The 20,094-nt window shown below is 72.5% G+C and carries 15 protein-coding genes, 1 tRNA gene and 1 pseudogene; 12 read left to right on the top strand and 5 right to left on the bottom strand.

All coding sequences use genetic code 11. From position 1 onward, the window contains the following. Positions 1-254 precede the first annotated feature (254 nt). Both ACGFT1_RS15890 and ACGFT1_RS15885 read left to right on the top strand, forming a co-directional pair. A complete protein-coding gene (locus tag ACGFT1_RS15890) occupies positions 255-428 on the top strand; it encodes a hypothetical protein (RefSeq protein ID WP_373909546.1) in 174 nt (57 codons plus the stop codon). Between the two features lie 3 nt (positions 429-431). Further along, positions 432-665, top strand: a complete 234-nt coding sequence (locus ACGFT1_RS15885) for a hypothetical protein (RefSeq protein WP_030653820.1) — start codon at positions 432-434, stop codon at positions 663-665. Here the strand turns inward: ACGFT1_RS15885 and ACGFT1_RS15880 are convergent. After that, on the bottom strand, positions 655-1,866 hold the full coding sequence (locus ACGFT1_RS15880) for a glycosyltransferase 87 family protein (RefSeq protein ID WP_373909545.1): 1,212 nt from the start codon (positions 1,864-1,866) through the stop codon (positions 655-657). The two genes, ACGFT1_RS15885 and ACGFT1_RS15880, sit on opposite strands and share 11 nt — an antisense overlap. Positions 1,867-2,005: 139 nt before the next feature. Between ACGFT1_RS15880 and ACGFT1_RS15875 the strand changes: the two genes are divergently transcribed. After that, positions 2,006-2,078, top strand: a tRNA-Ala gene (locus ACGFT1_RS15875). A 125-nt stretch (positions 2,079-2,203) separates the two neighbouring features. Here the strand turns inward: ACGFT1_RS15875 and ACGFT1_RS15870 are convergent. Together ACGFT1_RS15870 and ACGFT1_RS15865 are read right to left on the bottom strand one after the other, a co-directional pair. Beyond that, entirely contained in the window at positions 2,204-3,814 is a 1,611-nt protein-coding gene (locus ACGFT1_RS15870) for an NADH-ubiquinone oxidoreductase-F iron-sulfur binding region domain-containing protein (RefSeq protein ID WP_373909544.1), read from the bottom strand. Beyond that, entirely contained in the window at positions 3,815-5,113 is a 1,299-nt protein-coding gene (locus ACGFT1_RS15865) for a cytochrome b/b6 domain-containing protein (RefSeq protein ID WP_373909543.1), read from the bottom strand. It abuts the gene before it with no gap. Positions 5,114-5,514: 401 nt separating this feature from the next. Between ACGFT1_RS15865 and leuS the strand changes: the two genes are divergently transcribed. The 8 genes and pseudogenes from leuS to holA all read left to right on the top strand — a co-directional run bounded on the left by leuS (position 5,515) and on the right by holA (position 16,372). Further along, positions 5,515-8,397, top strand: a complete 2,883-nt coding sequence (gene leuS, locus ACGFT1_RS15860) for a leucine--tRNA ligase (RefSeq protein WP_373909542.1) — start codon at positions 5,515-5,517, stop codon at positions 8,395-8,397. 138 nt (positions 8,398-8,535) lie between these two features. After that, positions 8,536-9,297: a hypothetical protein gene (locus tag ACGFT1_RS15855; RefSeq protein ID WP_373909541.1), complete on the top strand. Its 762-nt coding sequence runs from the start codon at positions 8,536-8,538 to the stop codon at positions 9,295-9,297. A 72-nt stretch (positions 9,298-9,369) separates the two neighbouring features. Beyond that, entirely contained in the window at positions 9,370-10,215 is an 846-nt protein-coding gene (locus ACGFT1_RS15850; protein WP_373909540.1) for a DegV family protein, read from the top strand. A gap of 665 nt (positions 10,216-10,880) precedes the next feature. Next, entirely contained in the window at positions 10,881-11,636 is a 756-nt protein-coding gene (locus ACGFT1_RS15845) for a helix-hairpin-helix domain-containing protein (protein ID WP_373909539.1), read from the top strand. Further along, positions 11,633-14,596: a ComEC/Rec2 family competence protein gene (locus ACGFT1_RS15840; RefSeq protein ID WP_373909538.1), complete on the top strand. Its 2,964-nt coding sequence runs from the start codon at positions 11,633-11,635 to the stop codon at positions 14,594-14,596. The genes ACGFT1_RS15845 and ACGFT1_RS15840 overlap by 4 nt, the downstream gene beginning before the upstream one ends. A 63-nt stretch (positions 14,597-14,659) precedes the next feature. After that, positions 14,660-14,905, top strand: coding sequence for a hypothetical protein (locus tag ACGFT1_RS15835; protein WP_373909537.1), 246 nt, complete (start codon positions 14,660-14,662; stop codon positions 14,903-14,905). Positions 14,906-14,995: 90 nt separating this feature from the next. Continuing rightward, a pseudogene (locus ACGFT1_RS15830) lies at positions 14,996-15,309 on the top strand (NAD(P)-dependent oxidoreductase); the annotation flags it as partial. A gap of 73 nt (positions 15,310-15,382) precedes the next feature. Further along, a complete protein-coding gene (holA, locus tag ACGFT1_RS15825) occupies positions 15,383-16,372 on the top strand; it encodes a DNA polymerase III subunit delta (RefSeq protein WP_373909536.1) in 990 nt (329 codons plus the stop codon). 230 nt (positions 16,373-16,602) lie between these two features. Here the strand turns inward: holA and ACGFT1_RS15820 are convergent, their stop codons facing one another. Continuing rightward, entirely contained in the window at positions 16,603-17,343 is a 741-nt protein-coding gene (locus tag ACGFT1_RS15820; protein WP_373909535.1) for a class I SAM-dependent methyltransferase, read from the bottom strand. 254 nt (positions 17,344-17,597) lie between these two features. Next, on the bottom strand, positions 17,598-17,864 hold the full coding sequence (gene rpsT / locus ACGFT1_RS15815) for a 30S ribosomal protein S20 (protein ID WP_373909534.1): 267 nt from the start codon (positions 17,862-17,864) through the stop codon (positions 17,598-17,600). A 225-nt stretch (positions 17,865-18,089) separates the two neighbouring features. Here rpsT and lepA point away from each other — a divergent pair, with 225 nt between their 5' ends. After that, entirely contained in the window at positions 18,090-19,964 is a 1,875-nt protein-coding gene (gene lepA, locus ACGFT1_RS15810) for a translation elongation factor 4 (protein ID WP_373909533.1), read from the top strand. Positions 19,965-20,094 lie beyond the last annotated feature (130 nt).

Here is a 20,094-nt window from a genome sequence, read left to right as displayed (position 1 = left end):
GGAGACGCCCTCCGGCAGCGTGGTCCGGTGTGGCGGCATTCGGCACACTGTTCCTGAACCCGCTTGAGTCTTCCGCGGGTCCGCTGTCGTATAGGTCCGCGGAGGCCTTCTCCGTGTACGCCTGCGCGCCGGCCGGGACGGCGGCGCCGGGCGCTGTGTCCGGACTGGTACTGAGGCGTCGCTGACCGTATTGGTCCAGCCGTGGCAGAATCAAACGGCCGGAAGGGGGCGCTGCCCGACGGGAGGGAGTAGCGATGCCTGCGAGCATCCTCGAGGAGGTGGACCACCTCCTCGGTGCCGCGTTGATCCGGGACACGGCCACCCGGCTGAGCTGCCCTTCCTGCGGTTCCGCGCACGTGGCGCAGGTCCTCGGCGACAACGGCGGAATCTCCTACGTGTGCACGGCCTGCGGCCACAGCTGGAGCTGATCGATGGGGGCACACAGGCGAAAGTGCGACTGGTGCGGGAGCGGGACGCCGATCGTCCGGGACATGGAGCCGATCAATCCCGACTACCAGTACTGGTGCGAGGAGTGCGCGCGGGCGCTGATCATAAAAGGCGACCCGATCGAGACGTACCGGGAACTGGAGGGCGAGCCGATCTACGGCCGGCTCCTGGAGGAGCACTGCACGCTCAAGAGGTTCTACCAGTTCGTCACTGCGTGACGCGGACCGCACCGGACCCGGCCCTCGGCGACGACGTCCGGGTCAGTGCGAGGAAGAGCGCACCGGCCCCTCCGTAGAGGGCCGAGAGCGCCAATTCGGCCCCCTTGAGACGCAGTTCCGGGCGGCCGGTGCCGTGCTGCACCCACCAGGGGGCGTACGAGCAGAAGACCAGCACCGTGCCCAGCGCCACCGCCCGGTGTCCGCGCGTCCACAGGAACAGCACCACGGGCACGCACCACACCCAGTGGTGGGTCCAGGACACCGGGCTGACCAGCAGGGCGGTGATCGCGCAGCCGCACACCGCAAGGGCCCGCCGGCCCCTCAACTCCGCCCGCGCGGCCAGCGTGAGGCCCACGACGGCCGTCAGGGCCGCGCAGACCGCCCACAGCGCTCCCGGGTCGGGTGTGTGCAGGAAGCGGGCCAGGACGCCGCGCAGGGCCTGGTTGGCGGTGTCCTCGGCGTGACCGGCGCGGCCGGCCAGGAACACCGCGTCCGTCCAGAACCGCCAGGAGTCGTACGGCAGGACGGCCGCCGCGAGCAGGGTCGCCCCGGCGAACGTCACGGCCGCCCCGCGCGCGTGCCGCAGCCACGGCCCCCCGTCGCCGCCCCGCAGGCGGGCCGTGACGCCCGTGGCGAGCAGGAACACCGGGAACAGCGCGGGCGTCAGCTTCACCGCGGCGGCCAGCCCCAGACCCAGTCCGCTCCAGCGGTCGTACCCGCCGGCGGGGCGGCGGGCCAGGTCCCACAGCACCAGGACCGCCAGCAGCAGGTTGACCTGGCCGTAGCGCAGGGTCGTCCACACGGGCTCGCACCACACGGCCGGCGCCGCGACCCACCAGACGGTCTCCACGCGCGCGTGGCCGACGAGTTTCAGCGACAGCCGTACGAACGCCAGCAGCAGGGCGAGGTTGCCGGCCGTCGCCAGCGCGCGCAGGACGGCCGTGTCCAGCAGGGGCAGCGGCGTGAACAGCAGGGCCGCGAACGGCGGGTAGGTGGCCGGCAGGTGCGCGGCCGTCGCCCGCAGCGCGTACAGGTCGCCGCCGGCACGCACGGCGGCGCCCTCGGCCCGGTAGACCATCAGGTCGATCATCGACACGTGCGCGGCCCGTTGCGCGGCCCAGAACGCCGTGAACGACAGCAGGCACACCCCCGCGGCGACCGGCGTCCGGCGGCGGGCTGCGAAGAACGCGATCACGGACACGAAGGCGGACAATACCTCGCCGACCGGGGCAGAGCGGAAACCGATTTGGTACCGCACCCCAGGGACCGTGTAATGTTGGCGTCGCCGCCGGGGAAACCGGGCGGAACGCGAAACACGCGGTTCCACTGCGTGGCGGCAAGGGGCTATAGCTCAGTTGGTAGAGCGCCTGCATGGCATGCAGGAGGTCAGGAGTTCAATTCTCCTTAGCTCCACAGAAGTCGAAGGCGGACCATCCCACGGATGGTCCGCCTTCGGCGTGTTGCGCCCCGTGCCGCACACCACGGGAACGCGTGGACGGCGGCGGGTCATCCGGACCGGGTGACCCGCCGCCGTGTGCTCAGCGGCCCAGCGCGCGCCGGCCGCGCCCCTGGGAGAGAACCGGCAGGTTCCGCGCCGGCGCCTGCCCGCGCGTGTCCTCCTCCAGGCGCAGCGCCAGCGCCGGGCAGCGGCGCACCGCGCGCAGGGCCTTCGCCTCCGCGTACCGGGGCACCTGCGCCTGGGCGACGGTCGGGAAACCGTCGGCGCCCAGTTCGAACACCTCCGGCAGGATGTCCGCGCACAGCCCGTGGCCCCGGCACAGCGTCCAGTCGACGTGGATCTTCTGGCGGCTGCCGCCGGTCTCCTCCGGCTCCGCGCCACCCGGGATGCCCGCGGGGCCCCTGCCCCCCTCGAAGAGCGGCAGAACGCCCGCCACGGGCCGCCCGCAGCCGTTCCCGAGGACATGGGCGGCCAGGTCGTCGGTGAACGCCTTGATGGTCGACTCCAGGAACATCGCCGAACCGTCCGGGTGGGAGCACGCCCCGCGCCGCTTGACGTTCTTCGCGACCTGCTTGAGCGCCTCCAGGGCGGCCGGTCCGCCGCCGTTGAGGATGTCCTCCAGCCCGCGCGCGGCGGCGGGCAGTCCGAGGTAGCAGGGACCGCACTGGCCGGCGCTCTCCTCGGCCAGCCACTGCGCCACCCGCAGCGACTCGCCCAGCGGGCAGGTGTCCTGGCTGATCGGCAGGATCGCGCCCGCGCCCAGTGAACCGCCCACCGCGTCCAGCGAGTTGCGGGAGACGATCGCCTCGTCGACCGTCGCCGCGTCGATCCACTTGCCGTGGTAGCCGCCGGTCAGCACGCCCTGCGGCACGGGCGGGGCGCCCGCCAGCTGGAGCACGTAGCGCAGCGGCACGCCGGTCGGGACCTCGATCACCATCGGGCGGGCGACTGCGCCGGACACGGTGAGCATCACGGTGCCCGGCTCGTCGTACAGGCCGGTGTTGCCGTACCGCTCCGGGCCGATGCGGGCGGCGATGGCCAGCTGCGCGAACGTCTCCGCGTTCGACAGCAGCGTGGGCGCTCCGCCGACCCCGCTCTGCGACGCGCTGATCTTGCGGCCGGGCGGGATCGCCGGGCCGCCGTCGACCGAGCGGATCAACGAGGCGGCGGCGCCGGTGACCATGCGCACCGGATTGCGCTGCACCCACGCGCGCAGCGCCGATCTGCGGCTGTTGCTCAGGCCCCGCTCGGCGAGCGCCGCCTCCATGGAGCGCTGGGTGGACTCCCGGGTGACCCCGATGACCAGGGTGCGCGCGCCGAGCGCCTCCGCGCACAGCAGTGCGCCGTCGAGGATCAGGTGCGGGGCGCGGTTGATGAGCACCGTGTCCTTGCGGCAGGCGGGCTCGTCCTCGCTGCCGTTGACCACGACGACCGGCCGCACCCCGCGCTTGATCGCCGCCTCGGCGACCGAGCGCAGCTTCTTGTGGAAGGGGAAGCCGGCGCCGCCGCGGCCCCGTAGGTTGATGCCTTCGGAGAGCTGGGCGAGCTGCTCGCCGCCCAGCGGGTCGAGCGGCCCGTGCACCTTCAGGTGCATGGGGAGGTCGAGCCGCTCCACAAGGTCGAAGCCCGACGTGAGCTGGGGAAGGCCGACCACGCGGACCTCGGGGACGTCGGGCAGGGCCTCGTTCACTTAAAAGCCTCCGGAAGGCGTGTTCCAAGGTTCGCCCGAACCCGGCGTGTCGTAGGACGTGCCGGGCAGCGTTTCGGTGGTGGGACCGCTGTTGTACGTGTCACTCGGGTTGTACGTGCCGTAGAGGCCGTTTGTCTCACCGGTGTCGTACACGTCACTTCCGCCGTATCCGCCGGCGCCCGGATTGCCGTAGACCGGGATGGTGTATCCGGTGTCCTGGAGCGGGTCGTACGCGGACGGCGGGGCCTCGCCGACCGGCGGCGGGGACGGGACCGGCCAGCTGCCCGAGGTGCTGGAGGGGCCGTCCACGCGCGGGACGGCCTGCGTGGGCTGGAGGTCCAGCGGCAGGTCCATGCGGGCCGTCTCGCCGGGCACGAACGGGCTGCCCGGGAACGCCCCGCCCGGGATGCCCGGCGTGGACACCGCGCGGTAGGCCGCCGCGAAGCCCGCGGCGGGATCCGGCGCGGGGGCCGCGGGGGACTGGTACAGCGGCGCGGTGGAAGCCGCCGGTCCGGTGGGAAACGGCTTCGCCTCCCGCCGGCTGCCGTAACCGGGCAGCGACTCGGACGCCCGGGAGCGGCTCGCGTCCAGCTCGTCCAGTCCCGGCCGCTCGGAGCTGCCGAACAGCGCCACCAGCCGGTCGGCGACCTTGCGCTTGACGGGCCGCGGGGCGGCGCGCAGCGCGAGGGCGCCCATGACGCCGAGCAGTGACAGGCTGTAGAGGATCACGAAGACCGGCTTGGCGGATCGACCCGCGTAGAGCCCGTGGACCAGCGCCGCGCACCAGGCCGGGTAGGCCAGCATGTGCATCGCCCGCCAGCGGGCGGCGACCGGAGCGGGGGCGGCGAAGTTGCTGCGCAGCGCGCCGGTGACGCCCACGAAGATCATCAGCAGGCCCGCCAGGGAGCCCAGTCCGATCAGGCCGCCGATCCCGGTCACGCCCAGCGAGAACGGGATGACCGCGGCGATCAGCCGGGTGTGGTCCAGCACGATCTTCGTGGTGATGTGCAGCAGCAGGAACGCGATCGAGGCGACCGCGGTGGTGCGGTGCACCGCCTGGCCGACGATCCGCTGCCGCGTGTTCAGGAAGATCCGGTCCTGTGCGAACAGGCCCCAGATCACCGAGCAGCTCAGCGAGACGAGGGACAGGACGCCCGCGCCGAAGTTCAGGAACTCGCGGAACTGGCTGCCTCCGACCAGCACGGCCACGGGTATGAGCAGCAGGACGACAGCGGACGCCACCCCATAGGCCGAGCGGCCCGGTTTGGGGAGCGAGCTGGTACTACGACGAGGGTTCATGGGGGCAACTCCGAGCAGTTTCGGGAAAGCGGTCCCGCTGCCGCACTCTAGGTGGCGCCATACCGATCAGTACGGTGTTTCAGTCATCGCGTTGTGATCAACGGACCATGCGACTGGAGCGGTGTCCCTGGAGGGACGGTACGCCTGGTCATCGTTGACCTTCATTCAGTTCCGGCGGGCTGCGTGACATGTCCCTCAGGCATACGGAAGCGCGTCGCCGCTTGCTCAAGGGCTGCGGTACCCTAACGCCATGCGTGCCGTACGCCTTCTGCTTAGCGGGCCGCGCTGATCAGTACCGACCCGGCGGTGAGCCGTGAGGTCGGCATCGGCGCGGCGTCCCCTCCTGTGCGAGGGGCTTTTTCATTTCCGCGGGCAGAGACGATCGATGGAGCTTTGAGATCATGAGCGAGACGAACCCCGCTGCCACCGCCGCCGTGCCGGCGGATGCGGCGCCGCACCGCTACACGGCCGTCATGGCTGCCGAGATCGAGGCACGCTGGCAGGACTTCTGGGACGCCGACGGCACCTACGCGGCGCCGAACCCCAAGGGCGACCTGGCGGGCGACCCCGAGCTGGTCGCCAGGCCCAAGAAGTTCGTCATGGACATGTTCCCGTACCCGTCCGGTGCCGGCCTGCACGTCGGCCACCCGCTGGGCTACATCGCCACCGACGTCTACGCCCGGTTCCAGCGCATGACCGGCCACAACGTCCTGCACACCCTGGGCTTCGACGCCTTCGGCCTGCCCGCCGAGCAGTACGCGGTGCAGACCGGCACGCACCCGCGCGTGTCCACCGAGGCCAACATCGAGAACATGAAGGCCCAGCTGCGCAGGCTGGGCCTGGGCCACGACAAGCGCCGGTCGTTCGCCACGATCGATCCGGAGTACTACAAGTGGACCCAGTGGATCTTCCTCCAGATCTTCAACTCCTGGTACGACGAGGAGGCGGGCAAGGCCCGTCCGATCTCCGAGCTGATCGCCCGCTTCGAGTCCGGTGAGCGGCCGGTTCCGGGCACCACGCGCGCGTGGAGCGAGCTGACCGCCGCCGAGCGCGCCGAGATCCTGGGCGAGTACCGCCTGGCCTACGCCTCCGAGGCGCCCGTGAACTGGTGCCCCGGCCTGGGCACCGTGCTGGCCAACGAGGAGGTCACCGCCGACGGCCGCTCCGAGCGCGGCAACTTCCCGGTCTTCAAGTCCAAGCTGCGCCAGTGGAACATGCGCATCACCGCCTACGCCGACCGGCTGCTGGAGGACCTGGAGGAGCTGGACTGGCCCGAGGCCATCAAGCTCCAGCAGCGCAACTGGATCGGCCGCAGCGAGGGCGCCCGCGTCGGCTTCCCCATCGACGGCGAGCACATCACGGTCTTCACCACCCGCCCGGACACCCTGTTCGGCGCGACCTACATGGTGCTGGCCCCCGAACACCCGCTGGTCGAGAAGTTCACCGGCGAGACCTGGCCGGAGGGCACCCGCGAGGCGTGGACCGGCGGCCACGCGACCCCGGCGGAGGCCGTCGCCGCCTACCGCGCGCAGGCCGCCGCCAAGTCCGACGTCGAGCGGCAGGCCGAGGCCAAGGACAAGACCGGCGTCTTCATCGGCGCCTACGCCACCAACCCGGTCAACGGCGCGCAGGTCCCCGTCTTCATCGCCGACTACGTCCTGATGGGCTACGGAACCGGCGCGATCATGGCAGTCCCGGCGCACGACAGCCGCGACTTCGAGTTCGCGCGCGCCTTCGAGCTGCCGGTCGTCTGCGTGGTCGAGCCGACCGACGGCCGGGGCACGGACACCTCGGTGTGGGAGAACGCCTTCGCCTCGTACGACGCGAAGATCGTCAACTCCGCGAACGCCGACGTGTCCCTGGACGGCCTGGGCGTCGCCGAGGCCAAGGCCCGCATCACCGAGTGGCTGCGGGAGAAGGGCATCGGCGAGGGCACCGTCAACTTCCGGCTGCGCGACTGGCTGTTCAGCCGCCAGCGCTACTGGGGCGAGCCCTTCCCGATCGTCTACGACGAGGACGGCATCGCCCACGCGCTGCCCGAGTCGATGCTGCCGCTGGAGCTGCCCGAGGTCGAGGACTACAGCCCGCGCACCTTCGACCCGGACGACGCCGACACCCGGCCCGAGACGCCCCTGTCGCGCAACGAGGACTGGGTCAACGTCACCCTGGACCTGGGCGACGGCCCCAGGAAGTACCGCCGCGAGACCAACACCATGCCCAACTGGGCCGGTTCCTGCTGGTACGAGTTCCGGTACCTGGACCCGCACAACGACCGGCAGCTGGTCGACCCCGAGGTCGAGCAGTACTGGATGGGCCCGCGCGAGGACCGCCCGCACGGCGGTGTCGACCTGTACGTCGGCGGCGCCGAGCACGCCGTGCTGCACCTGCTGTACGCGCGCTTCTGGTCCAAGGTCCTGTACGACCTGGGACACGTCTCCTCGGCCGAGCCGTTCCACAAGCTGTACAACCAGGGCATGATCCAGGCCTACGTCTACCGCGACAGCCGCGGCATCGCCGTGCCGGCCGCCGAGGTGGAGGAGCGCGACGGCGCCTACTACCACGAGGGCGAGCAGGTCAGCCGCCTGCTGGGCAAGATGGGCAAGTCCCTGAAGAACGCGGTGACCCCGGACGAGATCTGCGCGGAGTACGGCGCCGACACCCTGCGCCTGTACGAGATGGCCATGGGCCCGCTGGACGTCTCCCGCCCGTGGGACACGCGCGCGGTGGTCGGCCAGTTCCGGCTGCTCCAGCGGCTGTGGCGCAACATCGTCGACGAGAACACCGGCGAGGTCACCGTCACCGACGCCGAGCCCGACGAGGAGACCCTGCGCGCCCTGCACAAGGCCGTCGACGGCGTCCGCCAGGACCTGGAGGGCCTGCGCTTCAACACCGCCATCGCCAAGGTCACCGAGCTGAACAACCACCTGACCAAGGCCGGCACCGCGGTGCCGCGGTCCGTGGCCGAGCCGCTGGTGCTGATGGTCGCCCCGCTGGCCCCGCACATCGCCGAGGAGCTGTGGCGCAGGCTGGGCCACACGGGATCGGTCGTCCACCGCGACTTCCCGGTCGCCGACCCGCGGTACGTGGTGGACGACACCGTGACCTGCGTCGTGCAGATCAAGGGCAAGGTCAAGGCGCGTCTGGAGGTGTCGCCCGCCATCTCCGAGGAGGAACTGGAGAAGGCGGCCCTGTCGGACGAGAAGGTCGTGGCGGCGCTGGGCGGCGCGGGCATCCGCAAGGTGATCGTGCGGGCCCCGAAGCTGGTGAACATCGTCCCGGCGTGATCATCGGATGCCGGACGAAACCGGCGTCGGGGTAGTCCCCTACGGGCAGGTTCGGGGTTCTCGCGGAACCCCGGGCCTGCCCGCAGCGTTTACCGTGGAGAGCGCGGCCGCCGCCGTCCCGGATCGAGGAGGAGCGTCATGGAAGTAGTGATCGCCGTGTTCGCCCTGCTCTTCCTGCTCTTCGTCGGCCTGGGCACGTACGCCACGGTCAAGGCGGTCGGCGCGGCCAGGCGCGGGGTCGACCGGACGATCGCGCAGGCCCGGCGCACGGTGGAGGACCACACCCTGCGCGCCAAGTCCTTCGCGCAGATCGGCCCGGCCGGTGAGATCGCCCAGCTGCGGCTCGCGCTGCGCACCTCCATGCGCGCCACGCAGGACGCGCTGCACGCGGGCGTCGCCGAGGACGAGTCGCTGAAGGAGTCCCTCGGCCTCTTCCAGCGGCTCAGTGCGCACGGACACGAGCTGGACGCCGACCTCAAGCGCCTGGAGTCCGAGCCGGACCGGGCCACGCTCGCCGAGCGCCTGCCCGGGCTGCGCGAGCGCACCGAGCGCATCACGCGATCCGCGGACTCCCTGCGCTGGGCCGTCCGCGACCGGGCCCGCCGCTTCGCCGACGACGACCTGGGCAGCCTCAGCGCGCAGATCGACATGGAAGCGGGCGCCCTGCGCCACTGGACGCGGACCGAGCCCGCCGAGGCACCCCCGCAGTGGCCCGAAGCGCCCGCCCCCTCGACGTCCCGCGACGCGGCCACGGAACAGACCTGGCCCCGCACACCCGGAGGCCGCCCCGCACCGGACTCCGGCCCCGCCGGGGGACCGGCCCCCGAGGCGATCGCCCCGCCGGTCGGGCGCACCTCCTTCCCCTGGCAGAAGAAGTCCCGCCCGGAGAAGACCACATGAGCGGACCGCTCCCCGCCCGCGCCCCACGGGCCGGGCTGCCGCATGAGCGCCCCGGCAGGTAACCTCCAGCTCATGTCCCGCCATGTCGCCATCGTCACCGATTCAACGGCCTACCTGCCGCCCCGGGCGATGGAGCGTCACGGCATCACCGCGGTCCCGCTGACCGTGGTCCTCGGCGACCGGGCCTTCGAAGAAGGCACCGAGATCTCCACCCGCTCCCTGGCACAGGCGCTCCAGAAGCGACGCTCCGTCACCACCTCCCGCCCCAGCCCCCAGGTGTTCGCGGAGACCTACCGCCGGGTCGCCGCGTCCGGCGTCGACGGCATCGTCTCCCTGCACCTGTCCGCCGAGCTGTCCGGCACCTACGACGCGGCCGTCCTCGCCGCACGCGAGGCGCCGGTGCCCGTGCGGGTGGTGGACACCGGCATGATCGCCATGGCCCTCGGCTTCTGCGCGCTCACCGCGGCCGAGACCGCGGCGGCCGGCGGCACCGTGGACGAAGCCGTCACGGCCGCCGAGAAACGGGCCGCGGGCACCTCCGCCTACTTCTACGTCGACACCCTCGACTATCTGCGCCGAGGCGGCCGTATGGGAGCCGCGCAGGCCCTCTTCGGTTCCGCGCTCGCAGTCAAGCCCCTGCTCCAGCTGGACGGCGGCCGTATCGAGTTGCTGGAGAAGGTGCGCACGGCGTCCAGGGCGATCGCGCGCCTGGAGGAACTCGCCGCCGAGCAGGCGGCCGGCGCCGAGGTCGACATCGCCGTCCACCACCTCTCCGCCCCCGACCGTGCCGCCGCGCTCGCCGACCGGCTGCGGGTACGCATCCCCGGGCTGGCCGACCTGCATGTCAGCGAGGTCGGAGCGGTGATCGGCGCGCACACCGGGCCCGGGCTGCTCGGCGCGGTCGTCTCACCCCGCTGACACCGGGGCCCTCGCACCCCTGCCCGAACGTGGTCGCGGGTGCCGTCTCACTCGTGCTCACTCGTGCGGGTGACGGAGTTCTCCACAACCAGGCCGTCATCCACCGAAATCGACCGAGATCATCGCGGGACGGCAGCTTGCCCCATCCTCGTCGCATGGCACTTCGATCACGTCCACGCACGGCGACGCCCACCAGCGGCCCCGGCCGCTCTCCGACCTCCGACGGCCGCGTCCGCCATCGCCGCTCCGCCGGCCACGGCGGCACCCGCCATCGCCCGCCGGCACCGGCGGAGGAGCTGCGCCGCCGCGCGGAGCTCCTCTTCGGTGAACGCGGCACGCCGTGGGGGGAGTCGGGAAACGCACCACCACCGGACACCGCCGGGTCCACTCGGACGGCGACGGCGACGGCGACGGCGACGGCGCTGGCGACAGCGACGGCGACGGGGCCGGCACCCGGCCTTTGCCCGGCGACGCCCCCGTCCTTGACGACCCGGTCCGTGACGACCTGGACCGCGAAGGCGCCGGGACCGGCCACGGCACCCGCTCCGGCCGATGGGCCGTCTCCGGTCCCCGGCATCGCCTCGAATCACCGACGGGCCGGGGAGGTCGGGTCGTCGGAGGCGGAAGACCCGGCTGGCCCGCAGGGCCCGAGGCACTTGTGGGACTTGACGGACCCGGCGGACTCGCAGGACGCGGTTCCGGGCCGGTGGGAGCGGGCCGGGCTGGCACTGCGGGAACGGATGCCGGTATGGCTCCAGGCACGGTACGCGGTGGAGCGGCGGGGGGTCCTGGCGCTCACCGTGCTGCTCGTGGCCGCCGCCGTCTTCGCCGTGCAGCACTTCTGGGCGGCCCGCCCCCAGCCCGTGAGCGCCCCCCAGGTGGTGCGCGCGCAGCCGCCCTTCCATCAGAGGGACCCGGACTCCGCGGTCGGGGCGGGCGGCGGCCCGTCGGCGACTCCGGGTGCGGAGATCGTCGTGGATGTCGGCGGCAAGGTCCGCAAGCCGGGGATCCGGCGGCTGCCGGCCGGTGCCCGGGTGGCCGACGCGCTGCGGGCGGCGGGCGGAGTCCGGCCGGGTGTCAGCACGGAAGGCCTCAACCGCGCCCGCTTCCTGGTCGACGGCGAGCAGGTCGTCGTCGGCACCCCGGGTGCCGGGGCCGCCGGCCCGCCCGGCCCGGCCGCCGGAACGCTCGCAGGCCCGCTCTCCGGACCGGCGGGCACGGGCCCCGCACCGCCGGTCTCGCTCAACACCGCCACCGCGGACCAGCTGGACGCCCTGCCCGGCGTCGGTCCGGTGCTGGCCCAGCACATCATCGACTACCGCTCCCGGCACGGCGGTTTCCGCTCGGTGGACGAGCTGCGCCAGGTCAACGGCATCGGCGACCGCCGCTTCACCGATCTGCGCGACCTGGTACGGCCATGAGCAGCACACCGGACGAGGCGGATCTGCGTACCGGCCCGGAGAAGCCTGGGGATCCGGGGGAGTCGGGCGAGTCGGGGGAGTCCGTGAAGCCTGGGGAGCCCGCGAGCGCCGACACGGGCCGGACGGAACCCCTGGACCTGCGGCTGGTACCGCCCGCGCTCGCGGCCTGGGCCACGGCGGCCCTGACCCTGGACGCGCCCCCGGCCTGGGCCGTTGCGATCGTGGCCGTCTGTCTGGCCGGCGGAATCGCCCTGCTGTCGGTGCGGCGGCCGGCCGGGACTACTCGGGACGGCAGGGCGGACCCCGCACCGGGGTCCACCGGCCGGGAACGGGTGGGGCAAGCGGCGACGGGCGGCCCGGCACGGGTGGCGGCAACGGCGACCACGGTGCCTGTCCCGGTCGGGCAGGTGGTGCCTGTGCGGGTCGGGCGGGTGGTGCCTGTGCCGGGTGGGCGGGTGCCCGCACCCGGCGTGCGGGGGGTGGTTGCCCGGCGGGCTGTGCGTGAGGGGGACGCGGCGTGGGTGCCTGGCCGGCTCGGCTGGGCCCGTGCTCCCGTCGCGGCGGTGCTGCTCTGCGCCGCAGCGGCGGCCGTCTCCGCGGTGCTGCACGGGGCGGACGTCCGGCGCGGCCCGATCCCCGAGCTGGCCCGGCGGTCCGCGACCGTGACCGCCGAGGTCGAGATCACCGGCGATCCCTGGCTGAGCAGGCCACGGGTGCGGGGCGACCAGGCGGCACCCGCGGCGGTGCTGGCCCGGGCAGAGGTGCGCGGCGTCGAGGAGGCCGACGGTACGCGGGTGCGGACACGCACCCCCGTGCTGCTGATCGTCGACACGGACGTCCCGGCACCCGTGGGACGCGACGGGGACGGCGGCGGTCCAGCACCGCCGGCCGCTGGACGGGAGGGGCCCGTCGGACGCCAAGGGCCTGCCGGACACGAAAGGGCCGCCGGGCGCGAAGGGGCCGTCGGGCGCGCGGCCTGGCTCGGGCTGACGCCGTCCACGCGGCTGCGGGTGAACGGGCGGCTGGCGCCCGCGCTGACGGGCGGTGACCGTACTGCGGCCGTGCTGCGGGTCCGGGGCCGGCCGGAGCCGCGCGTCGTGGCGGGGCCGAGCGGCCCGCAACGACTGGCGGCGGGGCTCAGGGCCAGCCTGCGGAAGGCGACCGACGGCCTGCCCGCGGACGCCCGGGCGCTGCTGCCCGGGCTGGTCGTCGGGGACACCTCGCGGATCACGCCCGAGCTGGAGGACGCCTTCGACAGGACGGACCTGGCGCACACACTCGCCGTCTCGGGCAGCAACCTCACCATCCTGCTCGCGCTGCTCATCGGGCCGCCCGGACTGGCCCGACGGGCCGAGCGCCGGGGACTGGCCCCGCGGCTGGGCCTCTCGCTGCGGGCGACGGCCCTGCTCGCGGGAGCGCTGACGCTGGGCTTCGTGATCGTGTGCCGGCCCGACCCCAGCGTCCTGCGGGCCGCCGCCTGCGGCGCGGTCGCCCTGCTGGCCCTGGCCACCGGGCGCCGGGGATCACTCGTACCGGCCCTGGCCACGGCCGTCCTGCTGCTGGTGCTGTACGACCCGTGGCTGGCCCGCAGTTATGGCTTCCTGCTGTCGGTCCTGGCCACCGGCGCGCTGCTCGTGCTGGCGCCGGGCTGGAGCGCGGCGCTGCGGCGCCGCCGCGTGCCGCCGCGGCTCGCCGAGGCCCTGGCGGCGGCAGCCGCCGCGCAGGCGGTGTGCGCGCCGGCCGTGGTGGTGCTGTCGGCCAGGGTGAGCCTGGTGGCGGTGCCGTGCAACCTGCTGGCCGAGTTGGCGGTGGCACCGGCCACGGTGCTGGGGTTCGCGGCGCTCGCGACGGCACCGGTGGCGATGCCGATTGCCAGGGCGCTGGCCTGGTGGGCGAGTTGGCCGGCCGGCTGGATCGCGTGGGTGGCCCGGACCGGGGCCGCGCTGCCCGGCGCGGGTGTGGACTGGCCGGGGAACTGGCCGGGGGCGCTGCTGCTCGCCGCGGTCACCGTGGTGGTCTTCCTGGCCGGCCGGAGACTGGTGCGGCATCCGTGGTGGTGCGGGGTGCTCGGGGTGCTGCTCGTGCTGCTGGTGACGCGGCCGGCACCGCTGACCCGGGTGATCACGGGGTGGCCGCCGCCGGGCTGGCGGTTCGCGATGTGCGATGTCGGGCAGGGGGACGCGACGGTGCTGGCGGCGGGCGACGGCGCCGGGGTGGTCGTGGACGCAGGGCCCGATCCGGTGCTGGTCGACCGGTGCCTGACACGGCTGGGCATCACCCGGATCCCCCTGCTGGTGCTGACCCACTTCCACGCCGATCACGTCGCGGGACTGCCCGGCGTCCTGCGGGGCCGCTCGGTGGCCGCGATCGAGACCACCGGGTTCGAGGAACCGGCCGCGCAGGCGGAGTTCGTCATGAGGGAGGCAGCCGAACGGCACATCCCGGTCACGAGGGCCGTCGCGGGAGAGGAGCGGCGCGCCGGGCCGCTCGCCTGGCGGGTCCTGTGGCCGCCGCAGGGCACGACGTCTCCCACCGGCGTGCGCGCGTCCCCGGCCAGGCCGGACGCCGTGCTGCAACCGGAGGGGCCGAACGACGCCAGCGTGGCCCTGCTCGTACGCACCGGCGGGTTGCGGCTGCTGCTGCTCGGAGACCTCGAACCCCCCTCCCAGCAGGCGCTGTTGCGGTCTCCGGCCGCGGCCGGGCTGGCCGGGGTGGACGTGCTGAAGGTGGCCCATCACGGCTCGGCCCACCAGGACCCCGAGCTGATGCGGCTCGTGGCGCCCCGGGTGGCCCTCGTCTCCGCCGGCGCCGACAACCCGTACGGCCACCCGGCACCGACGACCGTGGCAGCGCTGCGGGCCGGCGGCGCGGTGGTGCTGCGCACGGACCGGGACGGCGGCCTCGCGGTCGGCGGCACCGGAGGGACGGACGGGGAGATGCGGGTGACGAGAGAGCGCTGAGAGGGGCTGGCGGAGGCCTGACGTGGCGCTCCGGGGCGTGTCCCGGTACCGGAGAATGGGGGCGTGAGCGATGTGAGACACGTGCTGGTGCTGCCCGACCGTGACGCCGCCGAGGAGGCGGCCGAGGCGCTCGGGGAGCGGTTCGGGATCGACGAGGAGCCGCGGCTCGTCCGGGACGCGCTGGCCGGTGAGGACGACGCAGAGGACGCCCAGTGGCTGCTGGTCCTGCGCGACCGGAACGAGCGGCTCGACCCGGCCGAGCTGGACGCGTTCGCGGGGGAGTGGGAGGGCTGGCGCGAGGAGCCGTGACCCGGGCGGCGGCCTCCGTCCGCGGGGAATCGTGCCGCGGGGAGCACTACGGACACGGTGGGCGGCTCCGGTGCGGATCGGGCCGCTTGAGCCATGCTGGGCACCGCGGGAATGCAGGCCAGGGAAGCGGAGCTGCTCTCCTCCGCCGGCTCGATCGGCGCCATCCTGAGAGCTGGTGAGGAGGACCCCGGCGCCGCGCTGGATGCGGGGAGCATCCTGGTGACCTCAGCACGGTCACCACGATGGGTGCGACGTCCGACCACATCGTCGAGACCAGCACGCCACTCGGCCTCGACCTCGCGCTCCCCCTGGCCGTCCAGGCCCACTGTCGGCGCGCGATCACGGACGGACACGGCGGTGACAACTGGACCCGCATCATCGACGGCACCCGAGAGCCGCGCTGACCGACCGGGGGGCCCGGGGTCGGTCGGGCTTCGGGCCGGTGCGGTGTCAGTGCCGCGTGGGATGCTTGGGGCGATGGCAAGGAAATCTGCGAATGACGCCCCTCTCGCCCCGGTGACCCTTGCCGTGGGCCAGGAGGATCTCCTGCTCGACCGTGCCGTGCGGGAGGTGGTGGCCGCCGCCCGGGCCGCCGACGCCGACACGGACGTGCGTGACCTGACCTCGGACCAGCTGCAGCCCGGCACCCTCGCCGAGCTGACCAGCCCGTCGCTCTTCGCCGAGCGCAAGGTCGTGGTCGTACGCGATGCGCAGGACCTGTCGGCCGACACGGTCAAGGACGTGAAGGCGTACCTCGGTTCGCCCGCCGAGGAGATCACCCTCGTGCTGCTGCACGCAGGCGGGGCCAAGGGCAAGGGGCTGCTGGACGCCGCGCGCAAGGCGGGCGCACGGGAGGTGGCCTGCCCGAAGATGACCAAGCCGGCGGACCGACTGGCCTTCGTGCGGGGGGAGTTCCGCTCGACCGGACGGTCGGCCACCCCGGAGGCCTGCCAGGCGCTCTGCGACGCCATCGGGAGCGACCTGAGGGAGTTGGCCTCGGCGGTGTCGCAGCTGGTGGCCGACGTGGAGGGCACGATCGACGAGACGGTCGTCGGGCGGTACTACACCGGACGGGCCGAGGCCTCCAGCTTCACGGTCGCCGACCGGGCCGTGGAGGGGCGTACGGCTGAGGCGCTGGAGGCGCTCAGGTGGTCGCTGGCGACGGGGGTGGCGCCCGTGCTGATCACCAGTGCGCTGGCGCAGGGCGTGCGGGCGATCGGGAAGCTTTCCTCCGCGCGCGGGGGACGGCCGGCTGATCTGGCGCGTGAGCTGGGGATGCCGCCGTGGAAGATCGACCGGGTCCGGCAGCAGATGCGGGGGTGGACGCCCGACGGTGTCGCACTGGCGATGCGCGCGGTCGCCGAGGCCGACGCGGGGGTGAAGGGCGCCGGTGACGACCCGGAGTACGCCTTGGAGAAGGCGGTCGTGGCGATCGCCCGGGCGGCACGCTCCAGGGGCCGGGGCTGAGAAGGCACGGACCGGGCCGGCCTGGAACCGGGCGAGAAGCCGGCGGTCAGGTTCGGAATCATCACATGCCCTGATGCCCTGATCACTGACGCCGCTGGTATCCCGCTCGCCGCCCCCTCCACCGGCGGCGTCGCCTCGCCGGTCGGGGGGCACCCGGCATGGCTCCGCGCGGGGCACCGTACGCCGGACCGTAAGGCGAACGGCTTGTACCGACGGCCCGGTGGCCGATCTCAGGCCGGCTTGCGCCACACGGAGATGTGCTTCGCGGAGTCCTGGGTGAACGGCGTCCCGTCCCAGTCCGCGACGCGACGCTCCAGTTCGAGCCCGGCGATCCGGGCCATCAGATCGAGCTCGGCCGGCCAGACGTACCGGTGCCGGGAGGTGCCGCGGCGGTACCGGCCGTCGTCGCGATCACGGGTGAAGTGGTGCGAGACGAGAATCTGCTCGACCAGGTCGAAGGTGTCGAAACCGAGATGCCGCTCGGAGACGTCGAACGGCACCGCGACCTGGCCGGGCGGCAGGAGCCGCAGCGGCGGCAGGCCCAGCTCGATGACGAAACGGCCGCCGGGCCGCAGATGACGTGCGGCGTTGCGGAAGCACTCGACCTGCTCGTCCTGCGTGAGCAGGTTGGTGATGGTGTTGTAGACGAGGTAGACCAGGGCGAACTCGCCGGGGACGACGGTCGTGGCCATGTCCCCGATGGTCACCGGGAGCGTGTCCTCGTCGATCTTGCGCCGCAGGACCGCGGCCATGTGCCCGGACAGTTCGATGCCCGCCACCGGCACGCCGCGTTCCCGGAGCGGGACGCCGACCCGGCCGGTTCCGATGGCGAACTCCAGTGCGCGGCCGTCTTCGGCGAGCTCGGTGAGGAAGGCGAGAGTCGGTCCGAGAACCGAGGCCGAGAACATCTCGGTCTCCTCGGCGTCGTAACGGTCGGCGGTCGTACGGGTCCACAGCTCGCTGCTGGTCACGGGCGGCCACTCTGCCGGTTGTGGAGGGGCGCTGTCGACGCATTTACTGCCCACCGGCTCCGGCAGGAGATCCACATGCCGAAGGCCCCGGCGTCCACCCTGGGGAAGGGTGGGGGCCGGGGCCTCGGTACCAAGCTGTGTGAGCCCGTACCCGCGTGGCGAACGCAGGCCGCGTACAGGCTCGGGATGCCGGACGGGAGCGGAGAGAGAGGGCCCGCTCTGGGTCCTTCCGGCGGTCAGATCAAGAAGGGAGTTCAGCCCTTGAGGGACGTGACCTTGCCGGCGAGCGCCGACTTCTTGTTGGCGGCCTGGTTCTTGTGGATGACGCCCTTCGAGACGGCCTTGTCGAGCGCACGCGCGGCAGCGCGCTGGAGCTCGGTGGCCTTCTCGACGTCACCCGCGGCAGCGGCCTCGCGAGCCTTGCGGATCGCGGTCTTCAGGGAGGACTTGACGGCCTTGTTGCGCAGCCGGGCCTTCTCGTTGGTCTTGATCCGCTTGATCTGGGACTTGATGTTCGCCACGAAGGAGCCTTTTCAGGTTCAGGAGCGGGGCCGCGAGGGTCCCGCTCCGGTGATCCAAACTTGTCTGTCGCGCCTCGCGCCGAGAGGGCATGAGGCACAGCCATCTACAGTACCAGTGGCCCTCCGGGCGGCCCAAAACGGCCCCCGGTCCCTCCCCGTGGGACCATGGAGACTACGTATCGATCCGACCCGAGGCATAAGGCGCCTCAAGAGACAGGACCCTGCGTGCCCGCGACCCCTAACCATGCGCCCGAGCCGAGCCGTACCGACCCGGCTCAGATCCGCAACTTCTGCATCATCGCGCACATCGACCACGGCAAGTCCACGCTCGCCGACCGGATGCTCCAGCTGACCGGTGTGGTCGAGCAGCGGCAGATGCGTGCTCAGTACCTCGACCGGATGGACATCGAGCGCGAGCGCGGTATCACGATCAAGTCCCAGGCGGTGCGTCTGCCCTGGGCCCCGACCGAGGGCCCCGACCAGGGCACCACGCACATCCTCAACATGATCGACACGCCGGGGCACGTCGACTTCACGTACGAGGTCTCGCGGTCGCTGGCCGCCTGCGAGGGCACCGTCCTCCTCGTCGACGCCGCCCAGGGCATCGAGGCGCAGACCCTCGCCAACCTCTACCTGGCGATGGAGAACGAACTCACGATCATCCCGGTGCTCAACAAGATCGACCTGCCGGCCGCGCAGCCGGAGAAGTTCGCCGAGGAACTGGCGAACCTGGTCGGCTGTGACCCGGACGACGTGCTGAAGGTCTCCGCGAAGACCGGCTTCGGCGTGGACGTGCTGCTGAACAAGGTCGTCAAGGAGATCCCGGCGCCGGTCGGCGTCGCCGACGCGCCCGCCCGCGCGATGATCTTCGACTCGGTCTACGACTCCTACCGCGGTGTCGTGACGTACGTCCGTGTCATCGACGGCCAGCTCAACCGGCGCGAGCGCATCAGGATGATGTCGACGGGCGCCACCCACGAGCTGCTGGAGATCGGCACCAACTCGCCCGAGATGCTGCCGGCGGACGGCCTCGGCGTCGGCGAGGTGGGCTATCTGATCACCGGTGTGAAGGACGTCCGCCAGTCCAAGGTCGGTGACACCGTCACCAGCCAGCACAAGGGCGCCACCGAGGCGCTCGGCGGCTACAAGGACCCGAAGCCGATGGTCTTCTCGGGTCTGTATCCGCTCGACGGCTCGGACTACCCGGAGCTGCGTGAGGCGCTGGACAAGCTCCAGCTCAACGACGCGGCCCTGGTCTACGAGCCGGAGACCTCCGCCGCCCTCGGCTTCGGTTTCCGCGTCGGCTTCCTCGGCCTGCTCCACCTCGACGTGATCCGGGAGCGGCTGGAGCGCGAGTTCGGCCTGGACCTGATCGCCACCGCCCCGAACGTGGTCTACCGCGTGATCCTGGAGGACGGCAGCGAGATCACGGTCACCAACCCCAGCGAGTTCCCCGAGGGGAAGATCGACGAGGTCTTCGAGCCGGTCGTGCGGGCCACGATCCTCGCGCCGACGGAGTTCATCGGCGCGATCATGGAGCTGTGCCAGACCCGGCGCGGCACCCTGCTCGGCATGGACTACCTCTCCGAGGACCGCGTCGAGATCCGCTACACCCTCCCGCTCGCGGAGATCGTCTTCGACTTCTTCGACCAGCTGAAGTCCAAGACGCGCGGTTACGCCTCGCTGGACTACGAGCCCACGGGCGAGCAGAGCAGCTCGCTGGTCAAGGTCGACATCCTGCTGCACGGTGACAAGGTGGACGCGTTCTCGGCGATCACCCACAAGGACCAGGCGTACGCGTACGGCGTGCGGCTCGTCGCCAAGCTCAAGGAGCTGATCCCGCGGCAGAACTTCGAGGTGCCGGTGCAGGCCGCCATCGGCGCCCGGGTCATCGCCCGCGAGACCATCCGCGCCATCCGCAAGGACGTCCTCGCCAAGTGCTACGGCGGTGACATCTCCCGGAAGCGGAAGCTGCTGGAGAAGCAGAAGGAAGGCAAGAAGCGGATGAAGATGGTGGGTTCCGTGGAGGTTCCGCAGGAAGCCTTCATCGCCGTCCTGTCCAGCGATGACAGCGCGGGGTCGGGCAAGGGCAAGAAGTAACCAGAGGTAACAGCGGGTTACGTCCGTAAACCGGGCACTTGGGGGCTCGCCGTGCGAAAGCGCGGCGGGCCCCTGCGCGTGCGCGGCGTCACGATGAGGGGAAAGTGACAGGCCGATGCCCCTTACGCAG

It is taken from the genome of Streptomyces sp. Y20 (genome assembly GCF_043195475.1).
In the GTDB taxonomy this organism is placed as follows: domain Bacteria; phylum Actinomycetota; class Actinomycetes; order Streptomycetales; family Streptomycetaceae; genus Streptomyces.
The sequence above is the reverse complement of the archived record's forward strand: the minus strand, read 5'-3'. Positions and strand labels throughout refer to the sequence as shown.